This window comes from Burkholderia sp. PvR073, assembly GCF_054055695.1.
In genome coordinates, this window is the sequence record NZ_JBSRXO010000001.1 from 1,500,447 (window position 1) to 1,522,795 (window position 22,349).

The following is a 22,349-nucleotide window of genomic DNA, read 5'->3' on the forward strand; positions in this document are numbered from 1 at the left end:
GCGGAACGATGGATACCACGATGACCGACAACCATATCACTACACCCACGCGCTTCGTGGATGTCCACGGTACCCGATTCGCCTACCGCCGCTGGGGTAACGCAGATTCTTCGCAGCCGCCGTTACTGTTCCTGCAGCACTTCCGCGGCGGCATGGACAACTGGGATCCACTGATGACGGATGGGCTTGCACAAAGCCGCGAAGTCATTCTCTACAACGGTCGCGGTGTCGCTTCCTCCGGCGGGCAACCACGAACTCGCATTGAGGACATGGCCGATGACGCAGCGGCCTTCGTTCGCGCACTCGGCTTGCAGCAAATCGACGTTCTGGGTTTTTCGCTGGGCGGGTTTCAGGCGCTGGACCTGACCTGGCGCCATCCCGAGCTCGTGCGCAAGCTGATGCTGCTGGGCACCGGGCCGCGCGGGGGGAGTCCGGAAATGGAGCAGCGCGTATTGACCACCGCGGTCAATCCGGTCCCGGCGTTCGAAGACTTCCTCTACCTGTTCTTCGGACGATCAGCAGAAGCCGAGCAGGCGGCAAGGGCGTTCTGGGAGCGGCGCCATATGCGAGCCGACCAGGATCCGCCATCCTCGCCGGAGGTCTCGATCGCACAGATCGAGGCCAACGTGCTGTATATGCCGAGGCTCTCGGAAGACGATCCTTTCGCGTATCTGCGCGGTATCCGGCAGCCTACGTTCATCCTCAATGGCGTGAACGACGTGATGGTCCCGACGGTTAACTCCTTCTACATGGCTCGCAATCTGCCCAATGCGCAGTTGTTCATTTACCCGGATGCCGGCCACGCCGCGCAGTTTCAGTACCCGCAACGCTTCCTGGGTCACGCAGTTCAGTTCCTGAGCGAGTGACGCGACGGTCGTCATGGTCCGAACGCACTTTTCTCAGGTCAAAAGGATGCCCGAAATGCTTAAGTTCAAGTTCCTGTTGTGGGCATTCGCCCAGCTGCTGAGACGCAAGATCCGGCGCGACGCCAACGCCGCGCGCTACGTTGCGTCCAAGAACCTGGTATGCCAGATTCGTACGGTTTCGGGTGCCGGGCGCTACTTTGTGATCAAAGATGGCACCGTCCGATCGTTTGCAGGACTGACAGCGACGCCTCGATTCACGCTCACCTTTACGAGTGCCGCCAAAGGCTTCGAGATTCTGTCGGCCAAGGATGCCCAGGCGGCTTTCCTCAGGGGGGTGGGCAGTAAAGACTTAACCATCAGTGGCGACTTCCGGGAAGTGTTGTGGTTCCAGGGCCTGACGGCGTTCCTGCAGCCTCCGAAAATCGTCTCGCCTTACGACCGCACCGTCTTCTGAGTTGCCATGAAACCCGATCTGCTGAACCAGCCACTGCACCTGCCCAATGGCAGCGCTCTGCGTAACCGGCTCGCCAAGGCCGCCATGAGCGAGACCCTGGGCACCTACGATAATCGCCCGACACCGGACCTGGTGCAGTTGTACCGACGCTGGGCCGCGTCGGGGCTCGGACTGATCATGACAGGGAACGTGATGATCGACCGCCGCGCGTTGGGCGAGCCCGGGAATGTCGTGATCGAAGACGACGCAGACTTGCCCGTGCTGCGCCAGTGGGCGGAGGCTGCAACCGCGCAAGGGGCGTCGATCTGGGTGCAGCTCAACCATCCTGGAAAGCAATCGACCAAGGGTTTGAACGCCTTCAACCTGGCGCCCTCCGCGGTTCCTTTCCGCGAGGACATGGCGGCATTCTTCGAGACACCGCGCGAAGCGACCACGTCCGAGATTCAGGACATCATCGAACGCTTCGGGCGCAGCGCGGCTATTTGCAAGAAGGCCGGGTTCAGTGGCGTCGAGATCCATGGCGCACATGGTTATCTGATCAGCCAATTTCTTTCTCCGCACCACAACCGCCGCAGCGACGAATGGGGCGGCAGTCCCGAGAAGCGGCGCCGCTTCGTACTGGCCGTCTATGCGGAAATTCGCCGGCAAGTCGGCCCGGACTTCCCGGTGGGAATCAAGCTCAATTCGGCCGACTTCCAGCGCGGTGGTTTTACGGAAGAAGAATCGATCGAGACAATCCGCGCGTTGAGCGATGCGGGGATCGACCTGATCGAGATCTCCGGCGGTACGTATGAGGCGCCTGCCATGAGCGGGGCGATGCAAGAACCGAAGAAGGCATCCACCGCGGCCCGGGAAGCCTACTTCCTTGATTTTGCCCACAAGGTGCGCGCGGCAGTCAAAGTGCCGCTCATGGTGACCGGTGGTTTTCGCACCGCCGCCGGCATGAACGCGGCGCTGCACTCCAGCGCGCTGGATGTGGTGGGCCTGGCGCGGCTGCTCGCGATCGATCCCGATGCCCCCGCCGCCTTGCTTCAAGGGCGCGACAGCCCGCAGCAGGTGCAACCAATCAGTACCGGCCTGAAGGCGGTCGATCGCCTCGGAATCATGGAGGTGCTGTGGTACACGCGCCAGCTCAAGCGTATTGCGAGAGGTAGAGAACCGCGCCCTGACGAGGGCGGACTTGCAGCATTCCTGAAGTCTGCTTTCAGCAGCGGCTGGGGAACGTTTCGCACGCGGCGTCTACGGGCGCGTAATTGAGTGCCGAGGGCTTGCGATCAGAAATTCACCGCTGATGAACGTCATATGAAACGGTCCACTACCCGATCCAGGGAAGCCACGCACGAGCGTATCGTCGACGCCCGCGCGCGCAATCGACGAAGCGCCGTTGTCCGAATCGATGCTTGAGACCACACTCGAGCATCTGGTTTGCGGCGCGGATTGAAGTCCTACCTTTTTCCCCGTCAGCATGATGCTCGGCATGTGAAAGTAGCACCCAAGGAGTCAATGATGCAGAGCATCAACCCGGACACCCAATCGACGACGTCGTATGCACGGGCACCGAACAAGTTCGTCAACGCGGCAGGAACCCGCTTCGCCTACCGTGAACTGGGGCCGCACGGCGGCATTCCTTTGGTTTTGCTGAACCATTGGGGCGCGGTGCTGGACAACTTCGACCCGCGCGTCGTCGATGGCTTGGCGCAAAAAAATCGCGTTATCGCCATCGACTATCGAGGCATTGGCTTATCCGGTGGCATCGCGCCCGTGACCGTGGACGCGATGGCGCGCGACACCATCGCGCTGATTCGCGCAATGGGTTTCGATCAAGTCGATCTGCTCGGCTTCTCGCTTGGCGGCTTCGTGGCGCAGGACGTGGCGCTCAAGGCGCCAGGCCTGGTGCGCAAGCTCATCCTCACTGGCACGGGCCCCGCCGGCGGTCACGGTATCGATCGAGTGGGTGTCGTGTCCTGGCCACTGATGCTCAAAGGCCTGCTAACGCTGCGCGATCCGAAGGCGTATCTATTCTTCACCTCGACAACCAACGGCCAGCAGGCGGCAAGCGCCTTCTTGAAACGGTTGAAGGAACGTAAGGCTGGCCGCGACAAGGGGCCGACACCTCGCGCCTTCCTTCGTCAACTCAAGGCGATCAAGGCTTGGGGCCAGCAGGCGCCGCAGGACCTCGCGAGTCTGCCCATGCCCGTCCTGATCGCCAATGGGGATAACGACATCATGGTGCCCACCGCACTCAGCCACGAGATGGCCCGCCGCATCCCCCAGGCGCAACTCGTCATTTATCAGGACGCTGGCCACGGTGGAATCTTCCAGCATTACGCCAACTTCGTACCCACGGCACTGGAATTTCTATCGCAATGAATACTTTGTGGACTAGGCGTATGAAGTATTCTCGCGAATACAACGCAGCATCGGAGTAAGCGCAACATGAAAGCACTCACATTCAAACGCTATGGCAAATCACCCGAGATCGGGTTTGCCGAAGTGCCGCGCCCCACGCTCAAGCCCGACGAACTGCTGGTTGAGGTGCATGCCGCGGGGGTGAACCCGATCGACAACATGATTCCAACGGGAATGTTCAAACCCGTCTTGAAGGTCCAACTGCCCGCGATCATGGGTAGCGATCTGGCCGGCATCGTGATCGATGTTGGCAGCCGCGTCACTCGCTTCAAGAAAGGCGACGCCATCTTTGCAAGTCTGTTCGACCTTGGAAGAGGATCTATCGCCGAATATGCCGTGGTACCGGAGAGCGCTGCAGCCCCGAAACCGGTTAATCTGGACTTCGTGCAGGCCGCCTCGGTTCCAATGGTCGGGCTCACTTCATGGCAAGCACTGAAGGAGCGTGCCAATCTTGAGCCCGGTCAGAAGGTGTTCATTCCCGCGGGGTCCGGCGGTATTGGAACATTCGCGATCCAACTGGCCCAATATTTTGGCGCCAAGGTGGGAACCAATACCAGCACGGGCAATATCCCGTTGGTGAAAAGCCTCGGCGCCGACGAAGTAATCGACTACAAGCAGCAAGCGTTCGAGAAAGTGCTGCGCGACTACGATGTGGTGCTTGGCACGATCAGGGGCGACGCGGTTGAAAAGTCGGTAGGAATCCTGAAGCGAGGAGGGAAGATCGTCTCTCTTATCGGGCCGCTGGACGCAGCGTTCGCCCGTGCTCGCGGTCTGAACTTCGTCCTGAAGTTCGTATTCAGCCTGATGAGCCGCAAGATCATGCGTCTTGCGAAAAAGCGAGGCGTCACCTACTCATTTCTCTTCGTACGCCCCGACGGTGCTCAACTCGCCGAGATCGGCAAACTGCTCGAATCCGAACGTATCCATCCTGTGATTGACAAGGTATTTCCGTTTGACCAAGCAAAGGATGCACTTGAATACCTGGCCCAAGGACGCGCCAAGGGCAAGGTCGTCGTCAGGATCAAGTGAAGGATCGCGAGGAACGCCGCCCAAGGCCTCGAACGGCGCATGTCTCGGCGTTCATCGGTGGAGAAGCGTGCCGGGCCCCAACGACTGACTCACGCATCGCCGCTCACTCGCGGCGGCGCGGTCGAGCGGTCGGCTCGGCGACGCGGTCGACCCAGCCCCGGTAGAACGTGCGGTACTTGAGCACGAGCTTGTCGTACTTGCTGTACGCACCGCCGCCGTCCGCCTTCATCCCGTTCCAGATCTTGACGTCGTACCCCGCGGCCTGCTTGGTCTGCAGCCCGAACAGCACGAAGTCGGTCGCGCGGCGCAGGAGGCCGCCCACCTTCTTGATCGAGATGAGCATGTGCATGATGTTCTTGCCGTCGCTCACCGGCGTCACACACTGGAGCAGCTTGTATTTGACGTCGCCGTCCAGCGCGACCGTCATGACGCACCCGCCGGGGTAGCCATCGAAGTGCAGGTTCATCTGCGACATGTCCATGCCGAGCGCGCGCGACAGCATGCCGAGGGGCCCGAAGTACCGGTTCACGGTGAAGTCGATCCCGGCACCGAACCACGCGCCTGCCCGGGCCAGTGACTCGACCTCCGGCCACGGGCGCCAATCGTCGAAGATCTTGAGCTCGAAGGCCGAGATCGGGAGCGCGTGCACGGGTGTCGCGTGCTGCGCGTCGTAGAAGTTCTCGACGATCCGCAACACCGCCGTCTTCGTCTCGAACGCGAAGTGCACATGCATGAAGTCGCTGTTGTCGACGTCGGCCGCGGCGATTTCGGGCAGCGGGTGCAGCGGCTGCGGGGAGCCGTACCAGACCCACACGTAGCCGTATCGCTCGGCGGTGACCAACGTCGGCTGGCGCGCCCCGCGCGGGACGGGCTCCAGCCGGCTCACCGTCTGGCTGTGGCCGGGGATGTGAACGCACTGGCCCTGCTCGTCATAGCGCCAGTGGTGAAACGGGCACTGGATGCACCCGTCCTTGATCTGCCCGTCGGCCAGGTTCGCGCCGAGGTGCGCGCAGTGGCGGTCCATCACCACGGCCCGCCCCGTCGTGCCGCGCCACGCCACGCACGGACGGCCGAAGAGCGTCAACTCCGTCGGCTTGTCCTTGAGGTCGTCCGAGCGCATCGCGACGTACCAGCTCGCGGCCACGCGCGTGGTCGCGTCGTACGCCGCCTGGGGTTGCGCCTTGACGCTCGCTTCATCGAATTGAATGTCGTCCATCGTTTTTGTGTCGTCGTTGGTCGATTACTTCAGCGCCAGGCCGATGCGGGTCGTGATGTACGCCCTGAGCAGCGCGAACATCGGGTTGTAGTCGAAGTACTTTTTCACCTCTGCCGGCGCGCTGGTTTGCGTCCAGTACATCAGCTTCATCGCCGGCAGCAGGCTGTACTTCGAGTTGTTGAGCTGCGGCTTGTCCCCCGTGATGCAATACCCGAAGCCGAACATCGGCTTGGCGAACTCTCGTTCGTCGATGAGGGCGTGAATCCGCGCCGCGGCTTCCTCGGCCGGCTTGCGCCCGGCGCTCACGGCCTCGACCTCGGCTTTGGCGTCGTTGAACAACTGGTAGTACTCCTCCATGTCCGCGCACAGGTAGCCGAGGTATGGCGGGTCGTTGTCGAGGTGATCGAGATCGCCCTCGTCGCGCGACGCGCGGAACCTCGCGTGGGCTTGCACGAGCCGGAACTGCCCGAGAATCGTGCCGACCGCCCACAGCCTGTGGAACGCGTCCCACAGCCGGAAGTCCTTGAACGCCGTGTAGCAGCAGCTGACGAAGTCGTCGTTGTGGTCCAGGAGCTTCTGCTGCAGGCGCTCGATGTACTCGAAGCGCTCGGGGGAGAAGTCGTCGTCGCGCAGCGCCTTGATGAGGCGCGCCGCGAGCGCGTGGATGGTCACCGCGGTGTTCTCGAGCCCGCGGGAGAAGAGCGGGTCGATGAACCCGTTCGCGTGCAGCATCAGGCAGTAGCGGTCGCCGACGCAGGCGCTCGACGAGAATTGCAGGCGGTCGGTCTTGACCCAGTCGCGCACCGGCACGGCGTCCCGGAACTGCGCGCCGATGCTCGGGAACCGCGCGAGGAACTCGTCGAATTCCTGCTGCGCGGGGATGTCCGTTTTCGGGTAGACGCGCGGGTCGAGCTGCAGGCCGACGCTCACCAGGTTGTTGGTCGACCGCGGGTGGTTGTTGAACGGAATCACCCACAGCCAGCCGCCCTCGAACATGTGGTGCAAGGTCCCCTCGTGCCAGCGCCAGCGCTGCCCCTTGACCTTGAAGATGTCGTCGAACGGCTTGACGCCGAGCATGTGCGTGTAGAGGCTGCGCGAGTGCGTCTTGAAGCGACACGGTTCTTCGCGGAGCCCGAACTTGGTCGCGAGCGGCGCGCGGGGCCCGCCGCAGTCGATCATGTACCGGCCGGTGAACCGGTCGCCCTGGGCGGTGGTCACCGCGACGCCGTCCTTGTCGGCGTGGTATTCGGTCACGCTCGTCTTCTGGCGGACCGTGCAGCCGTATTTGATGGCGGCTTGCAACAGGTAGGCGTCGACGTCTTGCCGGTAATAATGGCTCTCCGGACCCCACGGCAGCTCGGGAATCACGCACTGCGTGAACTCCTTCGGGTCGTGCTCCTGGCCGGGCTTGTGGAACACGAAGCCGAAGTTGCGCTTGATGCCCGTGCTCGACGCGACGTAACGCTGCGTCGAGTAGAACGACGTGATGTGGTCGAGCTCCGGAATGCCGTAGCGATCGGCGATGATCCGGTTCATGAGAGACGTCTCGGGAATCGACGATTCGCCGATCGTGAACCGCGGGTGCGACGACTCCTCGATGATCAGCACCCGAAACTGTTGTTTGGCCAGGATGGCGCCCATCTGGGTGCCGGACATGCCCGAGCCGAGGATGATCACGTCGAAGTGGTTGCTATCGCGCCCGTTCGCGGGGCTCATCTGAGTCATGGGGGCAAACTCTCCTTGTGAGATGGAACACATCGCCGCGTGCGTCAGGATTCGTCGAGCGCGGCGCGGATGCGGGACCGCGCGGCGCGCGTGAGCGTGAGTAGATCGCCGAGCATGCTGGGCGCGTACCCCCCGCTGCCGATGCTTGGGCCGCTTCGACCGACTTCGTACGCCCGCTCGGCCAATTTGACGTGAGGCGCCCGGAAGCGCAGCAGGACCTCGAAGACCCGGTCGAGGGCCGCCAGCCCGGCCCGGACGGGCTCGCCCCGCGTGCCGATCGCGTGCGCCTCGCCGAGCGCGCGGTCGACGAGCGCAGGCTCGCCGGCGAACCGCGCGTAGACCGCCCTGAATGCGGGAAGCACGTAGGGCAGGTACGTCTCCTTGAATTCTCGATAGGCCTGGTGGTCCGATTGCGAGCCCCACAGCACGTGCTCCAGCACGAAGAGGGGCATTTCCACGGCACCGGGGCCGAGGTAGCTCTGGCCTCCGATTCGAATCGGTTCGTAGAAGGGGCGCAGCTCGTCGTAGAAGACCTGCAGCGAGATGAAGCGGTACGCGTACACGATCGATTCGACCATTTTCTGCAGATAGGCGGCCAGCTCGTCGCACCCTTGCGCGAACGCGGGTGAGCGCAGGGACACGTCGGACAGCTCGACGGTCACCGCGATGGCCGCCTCGAGCGCCGCCATCGAGATGCGCACGCTCTCGAGCAGGTGCGCTTCGTCGGGGAGCCCGGTGTAGCTGCGCTGCGCGTCGGCCGCCGCGGGGTTCCAGACCGTCACATGCAGGAGCGTCTCGCGCGGCGGCAGGTCGGTCGCGCGCGCCAGGTCGAGCAGCACCGGCTCGAGCCCGGGCACCGCGTCCGCGGGCTCGTGTCCGTGCCGCTTGAGCGACCCCAGGAAGAAGCCGATGTCCCGCATCGCGGCGGCGGCTTCGACGAAGCCCCAGCCGGCGGGCACGCCGCGCGCCGGGAGGAACGCGCGCAACAGGCCGACGATGCCGGGCACGTCCTTTTTACGGTTCAGGCCCGGCAACTGCAGAACGAGCGCGCGCGCCTGCAGCGGATCGCAGGCCGCCACGGCGGCGTGCGTGGCCGCGAATGCGCCTACCTGGTCCAGGGTGCGCTCCACTACAGGATTTCCTGCGCCGCCAGCGTCGACCCGCGCTGGCTGCGAGACACCCCCGCGTCGCCGTCACGCAGCGACCGCAGGTAGTCGTAGTTCGTCGGCAGGCTCGTGCGCAGACGCTCGGCCTCGCGCCGGATGCTGGCGAACATTGCCTCGGCCTTCTCGATCGACTCCGGTCGGTGCTGCAAGAGCGGTAGCGACCGGTCGGGCAGCAGCCCCAAGCCGGCAAAGATGCAGTAGTAGTTGCCGTTCAACCAGAAGTTCTTGAATTCGTAGTCGAAGGTTTCGTAGTACGTCGAATCGTCGAACGACGTGGTGGTCAGCGGCAGCCCCGCCTTGTAGCGCTGAACCTTCTCTTTGATCGCGTCCGAGAGCCGCAGGTCGTGCCGGTTCGCGAGCCAGAACGGCGTGTCTTCGCGCGACGTGGTGAAGTAGTGCGCCTGGACGAAATCCCGGCAGTCGTCGAACATGTAGACGATCTCGGCGTTGAAGGCGTCGCTCAGCCGCGGGTCGAACGAGGTATCGGGAAAGTGCTTCACGAGCTGGTAAAGCGCCGCGTAGATGAAGTAGATTCCCGTCGATTCCAGCGGCTCCAGAAAGCACGACGACAGCCCGATCGACACGCAGTTGTTGACCCACGCCCGCTTGTTGCGCCCGACCCGGAACTTGATCTGGTTGAGCGGCTGATTGTCCGAGAGGCCCCAGAGGTTGAGGAAGTCGGCGGTGGCCTGGTCGCGCGAGGTGAACTTGCTCGAGAAGACGTAGCCGCTGCCGAACCGGCCCAGCATCGGAATCTTCCAGGTCCATCCCGAGTTCATGGCGATCGCGGAGGTGTACGGCTCGATCCCTTCGCGCGCGTCGTCGTGGGACACGGCGCTGGCGACCGCGCTGTCGCACAGCAGGTAGTCGGACATGTCAATGAAGGGTTCCTTCAGGGCCTGGTTGATCAGGAGCCCCCGCATGCCGGAGCAATCGATGAACAGGTCCGCCTCCAGCGTCCGTCCCTCCTTGGTGGACAGGCTGGAGATGTAGCCGCGGTCGTTCAGGTGAACGTCCACGACCTCGTCGACCACGCGCTTCACCCCGCGTTCGACGGCCCAGCGCTTCAGGAAGTCGGCCACCAGGTGCGCGTCGAAGTGCCACGCGTGGGACATCTGGCGCGTGCCGTCGGCCAGGCACGGTGCCAGCTTGCTGTCGAGCGCCCCGGGCTGCGGGTAGCAGGCGTACGCCATCGGCTGCTGGAAGCCCTGTTCGCGCTTGCGCAGCCAGTAGTGGGTAAGCGGCACGCCGTCGCAGTTCGGCACGTTGCCGAACAAATGGTAGAAGTAGTCTTCGCGCGAGGGGTCGGGAGACTTCCTCCAGTTCACGAACTTGATGGCGGACTTGAACGCGCCGTTCACCTGGGGCATCCACTCCCGCTCGGGTATCCCGAGGAAGTCGAAGAACACCTTCTGCAAACTCGGGATGGTTGCCTCGCCCACGCCGATCCGGGGGATCGCCGCAGACTCGATCAGCGTAATGGTCGCCTGCTGCTGGAGCGCCCGGACGAGGTACGAGGCGGTCATCCACCCCGCGGTGCCGCCGCCCACGATAACGATATTCTTGATCGGATTGCTCATGCCACCTTTCCCATAGGATTTAAAACCTCAATGGATAGTGACGCCTTATCGAGTTGAACGCGCAACTCGTCCGGTAACGCGTCATAACGTGTGTGGCTCATTACCGATAAATGACACCGGGAAGGCGTAGTGAATCGCAGCAAAGGACGTCCCTCCGCGCAATATCCGGACATCCTTGGCTGCAGTCTCAGAGTGTGATCTGAGGCTGTTCCGCTCTCAATTCAAATAGAGAAGCACAATCGAATAATGCTAGGCGCCCATTGCAGCGGCGGCACACCGCGCAAGGGCTTGTCGAGGCTCGCCGGATCATGCGCGTAGCCGCACCGACGCACCATAGCAGTGTTCACGATGGCACGTCTCGCAAAATTTCGTATCAATCTCGGTTAATCCAGAGAAATACTCAATATCGGCGAAGTATCCGATAACAAACGATTTAATTTTTTAAAAAGTAGAAATTTACTTTTTCGTTGATGGTGTGTGCGCCAGCGGATTTATTGTATAAAAATGCGAAATTAAAGTCTTAATTGACGAGGGGAAATAACGGCGTCGCCATTTGCGAAACAAAGGTGTCAATTGGCCCTGGCCCAAGAAATAGTCCGGTTTAAAAGTGGAGAAATTCGGAGGGCTGGCGAGCCCTTGTTCCCGTGCCATCCCGCAGCATTGAATCGAATAAATTGAAGGGGAACACAGTAAGGGCTTTGTTCCCATTCATTTCGGGACACAAGCGAAGCCCCCGTGTGTGCGGCACCCTGCAGAGGGGAATTGAGCACTCCCGCCCCGCGCCAAGCGAGAAGCGGGACCGTCACCGTTTCGGCACCCCTGCATTTCTAGCGCTGGCGACGCCGGTGGGCGGGTTAATTGGGCATTGCGTCACAGACGGGCCTGGAGGTTCTTCGATCCGCCGGCACTGCGGATCGAGCCAACTTCGTCTCAGGGGTGCGGAAGCTCAGTTGCGAGCGCCCACACTTTCCACGGGGAGAGGCGAGCGGAAGGCTGAATTCTCTCCGCGGTGCGGGGAAAATTGGGTGGTCGCCGTGGTTTCGCCGTTGCCGAGATTCCGGTAACGTGGCCCGTGCGGGCACGCAGCGCTGCCGATTTCTGCTATCCGGACCAGATGACCGAACTTGTCCCGTATCCGATTGGCCGACATCTGCCGGATGATTGATCCGGCGCGTGCACGGGCGGCCGCAGCCGTCAACGCCGAACTTCTATTGGCAGGTTGGTCGTCGGATTCGAGATGGCGTGCTCCGCAGTGAGCGCGCTACGGACAACAGATCATGCCCAAGCTCAACTCTGTTTTGTTCTACGGCGGTGCCCAGCCGCTTCGCGCATTCCTCAATCCCTGCATCACCGATGTGACAAGTGCGTGTCATTGGTGAATTTGTTTTTTTTCGCTTGATTGAATCCCTGTCGCACTGGATAGAATGCTACGCGTTCCTGATGAATACGGAACGGTTCGTACATTTTTGTCGCTTCGACTATAGCTAAAAAACTGGGGATCCAGACATGCGAGACAACGGAGCACCGACGATGCTACCCGAGGAAATCGTCCCACTCGGCGACATCGAAAGTATTGCACGACGCCATTTCGTGATGGGGCTCGGTGCAACGCTTCTGGCCGGATGCGGCGGCGACGGAAGCAACGCGGTTACAGGCGGTGAGCGTACATCGGCAAACGGCACCGGCCAGGCGTCCGGAGTTGCTCCAGCTTCGGACGGTATCGACGCAGGGGCGATGTCGGCAGGCACTGCCCAAACCCGCGCCTTCGCGCATCCTGGCTTGCTGCATACCGAGGCGGATTTCGAACGCATGCGCGCCAAAGTCGGCGCGCACGCTTCCCCGTGGATCGATAGCTGGAACGTGCTGGTCGCCAACGGTCACACGCGCCTCACGAACAAGCCGAACCCGCAGGTCGGCATCTATCGCGGCAATGATCCCACGCATGGTCAGAACTACGGCGCTCTCTACAACGACATCGCCGCCGCCTATGGCGACGCGCTGCGCTGGAAGGTGTCGGACGACAAACGCTATGCCGACAAAGCCGTGGAGTATCTGGACCAATGGGCCTCGACGCTGACGACGCTTGGCGGCAGTGACGTGGCGCTCGCCGCCGGCATCTACGGCTACGAGTTCGCCAACGCAGCCGAAATCATGCGCGGCTACAGCGGCTGGAGTCCGGCCGGACTCGCCGCATTCCAGGCGATGATGCGCAATGTCTTCTACCCGGTCAGTCACGCTTTCCTGACCCGTATCGACACCGCGATGGACACGCACTACTGGGCCAACTGGGGCCTGGCCAATATCGCGTGCGTCCTGGCCATTGGCGTGTTGTGCGACGATGCCGAGCTCGTCAACGAGGCCATCACCCATTTCAAGACCGGTGGCAGTAACGGCTGTATCCGGCAAGCCGTGTACTACCTGCACCCCGGCAACCTCGGGCAATGGCAGGAAGCCGGCCGGGACCAGGGCCACAGCACGCTCGGCATCGCATTGACGGGTGCCATTTGCGAGATGGCGTGGAATCAGGGCATCGACCTGTACGGCTATGACAACAATCGCTTCCTGGCGGGCGCGGAATACGTGGCCAAGGCCAACCTGAAGCAGGCAGGCGGCGCGTTCTACACGGTGCCTTTCGTCACGTACCAGAACAGCGCCGGCGTCATCCAGACGCAGTTCGCCGCCGGCGGGCAAGGCGACGCCCTGGGGCGGCCCTGCTGGGCGCTGGTGGCCAACCATTACATCAACCGCAAAGGTCTGGCGGCGCCTTACACCCAGCGCGCTGCCGAGCTTGTGGCACCGGAAGGCGGCGGCGGCAACTACGGCCCCAACAGTGGCGGCTTCGACCAGCTTGGCTACGGCACGCTCACCTGCACGCTCGACCCCGGCACCCCTGCCGCAACGCCGACCGGCCTGACCGGCTACGCCAGCGCGGGCAAGGTGGTGCTGTCGTGGTGGGGCAGCAGCAACGCCGTCAGCTACAACGTCAAGCGCGCCACCATTGCCGGCGGACCGTACAGCACCATCCAGAGCGGTATCACCGATCTGCTGACCTATACCGATATGCCAGCCGCTGCCGGCACGTATTTTTATGTCGTGACAGCGCAAACGATTGCGGGCGAATCGGCGCCCTCCAACGAAGTGAAAGTGATCACGGCGCAGCAGCTGCTCGCGCACCTCACGTTTGATGAAGGCAGCGGCATCACGGCCGCCGATAGCTCGGGCAACAGGCGCAATGGCACGCTCAACGGCGCAACGTGGGCAGCGGGGCACAGCGGCAACGCGGTCTTGCTCAACGGTTCGGGCGCGTATGTGGCGTTGCCCGACGATCTGCTGGCCGATGTGTCGGACTTCACCATCGCCAGCTGGGTGTTCTGGAACGGCGCGCAAACGTGGGCACGCCTGTTCGACTTCGGCACGGGCTTCCACCGCTACATGATGTTCACGCCGCGCGGGCAGTTGCGCAACGGCTGGGCCGGCATGCGCTTCGCCATGACGGCCAATGGCCCCGGCGACGGCCCTCCGGAACAGATCATCGACGCCCCCACCGAGCTGCCGAGCAAGCGATGGGTGCATGTGGCCGTCACGCTATCGGGTTCGACCGGCACGATGTACGTGGACGGCATGCCCGTCAGCACCAACACGGCGATGTTCCAGGCGCCGTTCCGCTTGGGCAGCACCACGCAGAACTGGCTGGGCAAATCGCAATACAGTGCCGACGCCACGTTCAACGGCCTGATCGACGATTTCCGCATCTATCGCGGTGCGCTCAGCGCTGCGCAGATCGCATCGCTCTTGGCGAATTGATTGCGCGGGGCTCGATGGCGGGCCCTGCGATGGACCCTCTTCCTTTAAGGATTTCTTCGATGACAGCGTTTTCTCAACGATGGATTGCCGCTGCGGCGATGGCGTGTGCGTTATGGGGCTGTGGCGGCGGATCCGATAGCGCGACAGGTGTGACCAATGCGGGTGCCAATGTAGCCGCTAATCGTAGTCAGATCGGCGGAAATGGCAGCGGCAGCAACCTGCCGGCGGCCAGTTGGACCAGTGTCAAGTGGGGCGGGGGCGGCTATGTCACCGGCCTCATCTACCATCCAGCCAACCCGAGCCTGCTGTACGCACGCACCGACGTTGGCGGCGCGTACCGCTGGAACGCGACCAACTCGACGTGGACGCCTATCACCGACGGCATCGGTTTCGGTGCAGGCGAGGGCGATTTCCACGGCGTCGAAAGCTTCGCGCTCGACCCGAACAACGATCAGCTCGTCTACATGATGACCGGCATTACCGTGACGCAGGGTCACAACGGCCGCATCTACATCTCGAGTGACCGTGGCAACACCTGGACGCACTACGACCTGCCGTTCCCGGTGGGCGGCAACGACAACGGCCGGGCCACGGGCGAGCGCCTGCAGGTCGACCCCAACAATCCCTCGACGCTGTTCTACGGATCGCGCACGGCCGGCCTGTGGAAGAGTGCCGATTCCGGCCGTACCTGGACGCAGGTCACGGGTCTGTCCTCCACTACGATCAGCGGCGGCGGCTCCCCGCTGGGCGTCGAGCAGGTCATCTTCGACACGTCGGGCACGGGCGGCGGCCAGCCGACCTGGATCATGTGGGCCACCGTCGCCCCGGATTACGCTAACGCGGCGGGCCTGACGTCGACCCTGTACAAGTCCACCAACGGCGGCTTCTCGTGGACGCCGGTGCCCGTCCCGCCGACGGTGTCCGGCTACTACATCCCGCACGTCGTGCGCACGTCCGACGGCAACTTCTACGTGGTGTTCAACGCGGGCGTCGGCCAGGGCATCGGCGGACCGAGCTATCTCTACAAGTTCGGCGGAAGTAACAACGGCAACTGGACGCTGCTCAACAGCTCCAACAGCAACGGCTTTGGCGGCCTGTCCGTCTCAGGTCTGGGCTCGTCCGCCCGCATCGCACTGGGCATGACCGGCTGGAGCGACACCAGCAAGACCATCCAGCTATCCGACGACGGCGGCAGTACGTGGCGCGAAATCGAGGCCGGCATGCCGCATACCGGCACTGCCTCGGGTGGCTGCGCCGGCTGGGTCGAGGGCGTCACCATCGACCCAGCCAATCGCGATCACGTCATGCACGTCCACGGCGGCGGCATCTGCGAAACCATGAACGCCTCGTCGCCCACGCCAACCTGGAGCCCCAAGGTCGACAACCTCGAGGAAACCGTGACGCTGGCGCTCGTCACGGCGCCGCCCGGCGCGTCGTACAACTTCATCAACAGCGCCGGCGACATCGGCACATGGGTCAATACGGACCTCTCGACGAGGCCGACGAAAGGCCCGTTGAACACGTGGAGCAGCGGCAATTCGGCCGATATGTCGTGGTCCGATCCGACGTACATCGCCGCCGCGGGCGTCGACAACGCCAACGGCCATGCCACCAAGGGCTTCTGGTCGGGCGACAGCGGCAATACCTGGGCGACGTTCGCGTCGCTGCCCAACGGCGCCGCGGCAAGCCAGAGCAACGTGGGCAACCTGGTCGTCCCGTCCCGCAACAACGTGACGTGGGCACCGCCGGACTCGGTGCCGTCGTATACGACAAACAATGGCGCCAGCTGGACGGCGACCAACCTGCCGGCGTTCAGTGCCAAATGGAACGGCTTCCCGCGCGCCTACCGCCTGGCCGCGGACCGCAAGAACCCGAACAAGGTCTATGCCTACGACTCCGGCGGCGCACCGTGGAGCTGGCAGCGCGGCAAGATCTACGTCTCGAACGACGGCGGCCACACGTTCGCGCTGAGCCAGGGCTCCGTGAACGCGAACCTGGCCTGGAATTCGTGGCGGGATACGTCGATGGCGGTCAATCCGAACGCCGAGGGTGACCTCTGGCTGGCCGACGGCACGGCCGTGTACCACTCGGTGGACTCGGGGGCAACCTGGACGAAGCTCAGCGTCTTTGCGTCGACCAACGATACACCGGGCGCCACCGTGATCGCGTTGGGCAGGGCACCGACCGGTTCGTCGTACTCGGCCGCGGTCTACGTGGAAGGCACATTGAACGGCGTCTGGGGCATTTACCATTCCGACGACGGTGGTGCAACGTGGGCGCGCTTCAACGATGACGCGCACCAATTCGGCGACTCCGGCGTGATGGCCGGCGACTGGAACACGTATGGCAGGATTTACGTCAACGGCGCCGCTCGCGGTCTGATCTATAGCAATTGAGGTTGATCGACCGTAAGGGGTCCATTCTCGACGTCTACGTCACGGCGCTCTGACCGAGGCGCATAGGTGTCCACCGATTGGGAAGGTGGGCACCTATGGCCGACAAAGACTCTGAGTCGATCTTTTACCACTACGGTACGATCGCCTGCTCAAACTCTGGTTTCGTACAACGCGCGACAGGGGCTGCCGGCGCTGCTCGGGAGTTGACGCTGGTCTTCGCAAGGCTATGGTCAGTGCCAGCTTTGATTCGCGACGTGTACCTTCTGAGTCGCCGCGACGAGCGACGTCATTCGACACGGGGCGGTTCGAATAATTCGAACTGCCGCACATGGATTTCGCCAGGTGAACGCATGACCGGATCTGGCGCTATCTGCAAGCGGGCAGCCCAGCGATTCTCCCCGCGCCCGTGTCCACATCTAATCGAAGGCTACAAGTAGCGCCCCGCATCCGCATTAACCCTGATTAAAAAATCTTATCGCGGTGAAAAATTCCGCATCTTATTGAGCGGATATCGGCTCGATATAGTGGCTCGCTTTCCCATCAGCAGGAGCCGCTTGATGACCACCGACGCCCGATTCACCGAAATCGACGATCTCATGCCCGCCGCCGGCGGGCTGCGCGAGATCCGCCATCACATTCACCATCACCCGGAACTCGCCTACGAAGAGCACGAGACGGCCGCGCTCGTCGCGGACAAGCTCGAGCAATGGGGCTGGCAGGTGACGCGCGGGGTCGGGCAGACGGGGGTGGTCGGCACGCTGCGGGTCGGCGACGGCACGCGCAGCATCGGCATCCGCGCGGACATGGATGCGCTGCCGATCCTCGAGGCGACCGGCTTGCCGTATGCGAGCGGCACGCACGGCAAGATGCACGCGTGCGGCCACGACGGCCACACGACGATGCTGCTCGGCGCCGCGCAGCACCTCGCGAAGACGCGCAACTTCTCCGGCACCGTGCACCTGTATTTTCAGCCGGCCGAAGAGCACGGCGTCGACAGCGGCGCGAAGAAGATGATCGACGACGGCCTGTTCGAGCGCTTTCCGTGCGATGCGGTGTTCGGCATGCACAACCATCCGGGCGCGGCGCCCGGCGTGTTCCTCACGCGGCGCGGCCCGTTCATGTCGGCCGGCGACAAGGCGATCATCTCGATCGAGGGTGTCGGCGGCCATGCGGCGCGGCCGCACCTGACGGTCGACCCGGTGGTCGTCGCGGCGAGCATCGTGATGGCGCTGCAGACGATCGTCGCGCGTAACGTCGACCCGTCGCAGCCGGCGGTCGTCACGGTCGGCTCGATGCACGCGGGCACCGCGAACAATGTGATCCCGAACGGCGCGCGTCTCGAACTCAGCGTGCGTTCGTTCAGCCCCGCAGTGCGCGCGCTGCTGAAGCGCCGCATCGTCGAGCTCGCCGAATCGCAGGCCGCGAGCTACGGCGCGATCGCGCACGTCGAGTACATCGAAGGCTATCCGGTCGTCGTCAATACGGATGCCGAAACGGATTTCGCCGCGCAGGTCGCGCGCGAGCTGGTCGGCGACGCGCACGTCGTCGAGCAGGCCGACCTGCTGATGGGCAGCGAGGATTTCGCGTTCATGCTGCAGCAGCGGCCCGGCTCGTTCGTGCGGCTCGGCAACGGCGAAGGGGAAGACGGCTGCATGGTGCACAACCCGAAGTACGACTTCAACGATCGCAATCTGCCGATCGGCGCGGCGTTCTGGACGCGCCTCGTGGAGCGTTACCTCGGGCAGTAATCCCGGCGGCGGCGCGTGGCCGGCGCTTCCGGCCGCATTGAGAGGAGAGACGAACGATGCAGAAAGACCATCTCGCGCTGCACCCCGCGTCGACGGGCGCCGCCGCAACCGATACGCGCGGCGCTCCGGCTGTCACGAAACGCGGCGCGATCGCGGCGGCCGTGATCGGCAACTGGCTGGAGTTCTTCGATTTCACCGTGTACGGCTTTTTCGCAGTCCTGATCGGCAAGCTGTTCTTCCCGTCGAGCGACCCGACCACGTCGCTGCTGCTGTCGGTCGCGACGTTTGCCGCCGGCTTCTTCACGCGGCCGCTCGGCAGCGTCGTGCTCGGCGTCTATGCGGACCGCAAGGGCCGCAAGGCCGCGCTGAACCTGACGATCATGCTGATGGCGCTCGGCACCGGCCTGATCGCGATCGCGCCGACCTACGCACAGGCCGGCGTGGCCGCGCCGCTGCTGGTCGTCTGCGCGCGGCTGATGCAGGGCTTCTCGCAGGGCGGCGAGTTCGGTGCCGCGACGTCCACGCTGATCGAGCAGGGCGGCACGTCGCACCGGGCGTTCCGCGCGAGCTGGCAGCTCGCGACGCAGGGCGGTGCCGCGCTGATGGGTTCGGGTTTCGCGGCGCTGCTGTCGAACACGCTGACGAAGGATGCGCTCGAGGGCTGGGGCTGGCGCCTGCCGTTCTTCGTGGGCGTGCTGATCGCACCGGTCGGCATGTATCTGCGCCGCCGGCTCGCGGACGATGCGCCCGGCGACAGCCACCACGGAATCGAACGCGGCGTGCTGCGCGAGCTGTTCTCGCAGCACACGCGCACGGTGCTGCTGTTGATGCTGACGGTGATGGGCGGCACGGTGTCGACCTACATCCTGACCTTCTACATGCCGACCTACGCGATCCATACGCTCGGGCTGCCGATGAAGCTGTCGATGTTCGTCGGCGTCGCGTCGGGCTGCGTGATGCTGGTGACGTGTCCGCTGTTCGGCTGGCTGTCGGACCGTCTCGGCAGCCGGCGCATGCCGATCTTCGTCGGCCGCGGCGTGCTCGTCCTGCTGCTGTTCCCGGCGTTCTGGCTGATGAACCATCATCCGACGCTGTCCGTGATCCTGCCGCTGACCGCGCTGATGCTGCTGTTCTATTCGCTCGGGTCGGCATCCGAAATGGCGCTGATGTGCGAATCGCTGCCGCGCCATGTGCGCGCGACGGGGATCTCGATCGCATATGCGCTCGCGGTGACGATTTTCGGCGGCACCGCGCAGCTGATCGCGACCTGGCTCGTGAAGACGACCGGCAGCACGCTCGCGCCGGCCGGCTATGTGGCCGCATGCGTGGTGCTGTCGCTGATCGCGGTCGCGATGCTGCGCGAGACCGCGCGCGAGTCGATGGACTGACGTGCCGTGCCGCGGGCGGTGAGCCGGGCCAGCCGAAGGGCGAGGATTTCGCGTTCGCCGGCGCGGTCGCCGAGGCTTTAGGACGGCACGTGCGACCGGATTGGGAAGATGTACTTCGATTTCTACCGGTACGGCGACTGACCCCCGCGCGCCGTTTTCCCCGCATTTTTCATTCGAGACCCTCGATGCAGATTCGCAACACGCCGCTCCTGTCGCCTTCGATCGGCACGCAGCGCACGCTGACGAGCTTTCATTTCGGGCCGGCCGACGCCGACCGCAAGATCTACCTGCAGGCCGCGCTGCACGCGGACGAAACGCCCGCGATGCTCGCCGCGGTCGCGCTCAAGCAGCGTGTCGCGCAGCTCGACGCCGACAGCCGGCTCGCGGCCGAGATCGTGCTGGTGCCGGTCGCGAACCCGGTCGGGCTCAATCAGCATCTGCTCGGGCAATTCATCGGCCGGTTCGATCTCGCGAGCGGGCGCAACTTCAATCGCGGTTTCCTGCCGCTCGCGGACATCGCCGCAAGGGCGCGCGACCGGCTCGGCATGGATCCCGAACGCAATCGCGCGATCGTGCGCGAATGCGTCGGCGCGGCGCTCGACGAGATCGTGCCACGCACTGAATTCGACGCGTTGCAGCTGGCGTTGCTGAAGCTGTCGCATGACGCCGATGTCGTGATCGACCTGCATTGCTCGCTCGAAGCCGTGATGCACGTGTACACGAGCGACACCGCGTGGCCGCAGGTCGAGCCGCTCGCGCGCTATCTCGGCGCGGCGGTGTCGCTGCTGGCCGAGGACTCGGGCGGCCACGCGTTCGACGATGCGCATCACCTGCTGTGGTCGCAGTTGCGGCAGCACCTGCCGGCGCGCACGCCGATGGCGGCGGGCGCGGTGGCCGTGACCGTCGAATGCCGCGGCCAGCGCGACGTGACGTATGAATACGCGGCGCGCGACGCCGACGCGCTCGTCGACTATCTGGTGTGGTGCGGCGCCGTGCGCGGCGAGCGCGCGCCGCTGCCGCCGCTCGCCGCGCCGGCCACGCCGCTCGCGGGCAGCGAGCAGTTCTACGCGCCGGTGAGCGGAATTCTCGTGCACCGCGCGGCGATCGGCGCGACGATTCGCGCGGGCGATCCGCTGTTCGACATCGTCGATCCGCTGACCGACGCGATCACGACGGTATCGAGCAGCACCGACGGCGTGTTCTACATGCGGCGCGCGATCCGCTTCGTGACGGCCGGCGCGCCGCTCGGCCGCGTGACGGGGGTGGTGCCGGTGCGCAAGGGGATGTTGCTGGGCGCGTGACTGGCCGGGCGGCACGGTGACCGAGAGGCGCCGCGCAATTTCGTTCTCGTCAAATTGACCCGGCTTTGCCGCGTCACTAAATTGGCGGTGCGGAGTTCGCTCCGCCCTCCGTGAGAAGGATGTTGCAATAGAGTCAGAGAGTTGAGCGGGCGGCGTATGCCGCCCGTCTTTTTATGTGCGAATTGTCGTATCGCCGACACGACAATCGAGGCAGCACACCGCGGCGCCCCGGCTGCGGGGGAAACGTCCCGCACGCGCCTGCCGGTCCGCCGGGCCCGCTCACCCGCGCCGTGCCACCAGCTCCGACACCGTCTGCGCGGCCTGCTGCAGCGGCCCGAGAAACTCCTTCACCATCTGCTTCGCGGTATGCCGCTGCGCGTTGCCGCTGATGTTCATCGCGGCGATCACCTGCCCGCGCCGGTTGCGGATCGGCGCGGAAATCGACATCAGGCCCACTTCCAGTTCCTGGTCGACCACGGCCCAGCCTTGCTGGCGCGCCTGCGCGATCGTCGCCTTCAACTCGCCGATGTCGGTGATCGTGCGGGGCGTGTGCGCACGGATGTTGCTCTGCGCGAGCGTTTCGTCGAGCGTCGCGTCGTCGAGCGCGGACAGCAGCACGCGGCCCATCGACGTGCAGTACGCGGGCAGGCGGCTGCCGATCGACAGGTTGATCGTCATGATCTTGCGGGTCGGCACGCGCAGCACGTAGACGATCTCGGTGCGGTCGAGCACGGCGGCCGAGCAGCTTTCGTGGATCTGCGCGGACAATTGCTCCATCACCGGATCGGCGAGATTCCAGAACGGCATCGACGTGAGATACGCGAAGCCGAGCTCGAGGATCTTCGGCGTGAGCCGGAACAGCCGGCCATCGGCCTCGACGTAGCCGAGCGTTTGCAGCGTCAGCAGGATCCGGCGCGCGCCCGCGCGGGTGAGCCCGGTGGCCGAGGCGACCTCGGTGAGCGTCTGCTCCGGGCGCTGGGCGTCGAACGCGCGGATCACCGCGAGGCCGCGCGCGAACGACTGCACATAGGAGTCGCCGGGTTTCGTCTGGATGTCTTCGGTTGTCATGAACGGTCGGATTGTCGTGCAGCCGAGAAGATAGCGCATGGGGCCTGACACGCCAACCGCCCCGCTGACCGGGCGCTTGACAGGTCGTCCCCGCACTCCCTATGATGCGTTGAACGTTCGATACACGATCTTATGTTCGTATATAGAACATTTAAGCGCATCCCGGCGGGCAATGCAAGGGGCGCGTTTTCTTCACTTC

Annotated in this window: 15 protein-coding genes; 10 read left to right on the top strand and 5 right to left on the bottom strand. The window is 64.0% G+C overall.

Annotated features, from left to right (window positions below):
- The first annotated feature begins 20 nt into the window (after positions 1 to 20).
- From ACVK00_RS06700 to ACVK00_RS06720, 5 genes are all read left to right on the top strand, one after another.
- Positions 21 to 866, top strand: coding sequence for an alpha/beta fold hydrolase (locus ACVK00_RS06700; protein ID WP_228908487.1), 846 nt, complete (start codon positions 21 to 23; stop codon positions 864 to 866).
- 55 nt (positions 867 to 921) lie between these two features.
- A complete protein-coding gene (locus tag ACVK00_RS06705) occupies positions 922 to 1,320 on the top strand; it encodes a helicase (protein ID WP_175746531.1) in 399 nt (132 codons plus the stop codon).
- A 6-nt stretch (positions 1,321 to 1,326) separates the two neighbouring features.
- Positions 1,327 to 2,577, top strand: a complete 1,251-nt coding sequence (locus tag ACVK00_RS06710) for an NADH:flavin oxidoreductase/NADH oxidase family protein (RefSeq protein ID WP_284894217.1) — start codon at positions 1,327 to 1,329, stop codon at positions 2,575 to 2,577.
- Positions 2,578 to 2,826: 249 nt separating this feature from the next.
- On the top strand, positions 2,827 to 3,690 hold the full coding sequence (locus ACVK00_RS06715) for an alpha/beta fold hydrolase (protein ID WP_284894218.1): 864 nt from the start codon (positions 2,827 to 2,829) through the stop codon (positions 3,688 to 3,690).
- A 66-nt stretch (positions 3,691 to 3,756) separates the two neighbouring features.
- Positions 3,757 to 4,758: an NADP-dependent oxidoreductase gene (locus tag ACVK00_RS06720; RefSeq protein WP_284894219.1), complete on the top strand. Its 1,002-nt coding sequence runs from the start codon at positions 3,757 to 3,759 to the stop codon at positions 4,756 to 4,758.
- A gap of 103 nt (positions 4,759 to 4,861) precedes the next feature.
- On the opposite strand, the gene ACVK00_RS06725 is transcribed toward ACVK00_RS06720, so the two are convergent.
- The 4 genes from ACVK00_RS06725 to ACVK00_RS06740 are packed head-to-tail and all read right to left on the bottom strand — an operon-like array spanning position 4,862 to position 10,445.
- Positions 4,862 to 5,974: a Rieske 2Fe-2S domain-containing protein gene (locus ACVK00_RS06725; RefSeq protein ID WP_284894220.1), complete on the bottom strand. Its 1,113-nt coding sequence runs from the start codon at positions 5,972 to 5,974 to the stop codon at positions 4,862 to 4,864.
- A gap of 24 nt (positions 5,975 to 5,998) precedes the next feature.
- A complete protein-coding gene (locus ACVK00_RS06730) occupies positions 5,999 to 7,699 on the bottom strand; it encodes an NAD(P)/FAD-dependent oxidoreductase (RefSeq protein ID WP_284894221.1) in 1,701 nt (566 codons plus the stop codon).
- 44 nt (positions 7,700 to 7,743) lie between these two features.
- Positions 7,744 to 8,829 (bottom strand): monodechloroaminopyrrolnitrin synthase PrnB family protein, encoded by a 1,086-nt coding sequence (locus ACVK00_RS06735; protein WP_354123239.1) that lies wholly within the window; start codon positions 8,827 to 8,829, stop codon positions 7,744 to 7,746.
- Entirely contained in the window at positions 8,829 to 10,445 is a 1,617-nt protein-coding gene (locus ACVK00_RS06740; protein ID WP_284894223.1) for a tryptophan halogenase family protein, read from the bottom strand. The genes ACVK00_RS06735 and ACVK00_RS06740 overlap by 1 nt, the downstream gene beginning before the upstream one ends.
- 1,530 nt (positions 10,446 to 11,975) lie before the next feature.
- Here ACVK00_RS06740 and ACVK00_RS06745 point away from each other — a divergent pair.
- The 5 genes from ACVK00_RS06745 (at position 11,976) to ACVK00_RS06765 (ending at position 21,082) form a co-directional block, all read left to right on the top strand.
- Positions 11,976 to 14,249 (top strand): LamG-like jellyroll fold domain-containing protein, encoded by a 2,274-nt coding sequence (locus ACVK00_RS06745; RefSeq protein ID WP_284894224.1) that lies wholly within the window; start codon positions 11,976 to 11,978, stop codon positions 14,247 to 14,249.
- Positions 14,250 to 14,308: 59 nt separating this feature from the next.
- The gene (locus tag ACVK00_RS06750; protein WP_284894225.1) at positions 14,309 to 16,645 is read left to right on the top strand and encodes a WD40/YVTN/BNR-like repeat-containing protein; all 2,337 of its coding nucleotides are present in this window, start codon (positions 14,309 to 14,311) and stop codon (positions 16,643 to 16,645) included.
- Positions 16,646 to 17,202: 557 nt separating this feature from the next.
- Positions 17,203 to 18,393: a M20 aminoacylase family protein gene (locus ACVK00_RS06755; protein ID WP_284894226.1), complete on the top strand. Its 1,191-nt coding sequence runs from the start codon at positions 17,203 to 17,205 to the stop codon at positions 18,391 to 18,393.
- Positions 18,394 to 18,449: 56 nt separating this feature from the next.
- The gene (locus ACVK00_RS06760; protein WP_284894227.1) at positions 18,450 to 19,781 is read left to right on the top strand and encodes an MFS transporter; all 1,332 of its coding nucleotides are present in this window, start codon (positions 18,450 to 18,452) and stop codon (positions 19,779 to 19,781) included.
- Positions 19,782 to 19,966: 185 nt separating this feature from the next.
- Entirely contained in the window at positions 19,967 to 21,082 is a 1,116-nt protein-coding gene (locus ACVK00_RS06765; RefSeq protein ID WP_284894229.1) for a succinylglutamate desuccinylase/aspartoacylase family protein, read from the top strand.
- Between the two features lie 279 nt (positions 21,083 to 21,361).
- Here ACVK00_RS06765 and ACVK00_RS06770 read toward each other — a convergent pair whose 3' ends face one another.
- On the bottom strand, positions 21,362 to 22,150 hold the full coding sequence (locus ACVK00_RS06770) for an IclR family transcriptional regulator (RefSeq protein WP_006750374.1): 789 nt from the start codon (positions 22,148 to 22,150) through the stop codon (positions 21,362 to 21,364).
- Between the last annotated feature and the right edge of the window lie 199 nt (positions 22,151 to 22,349).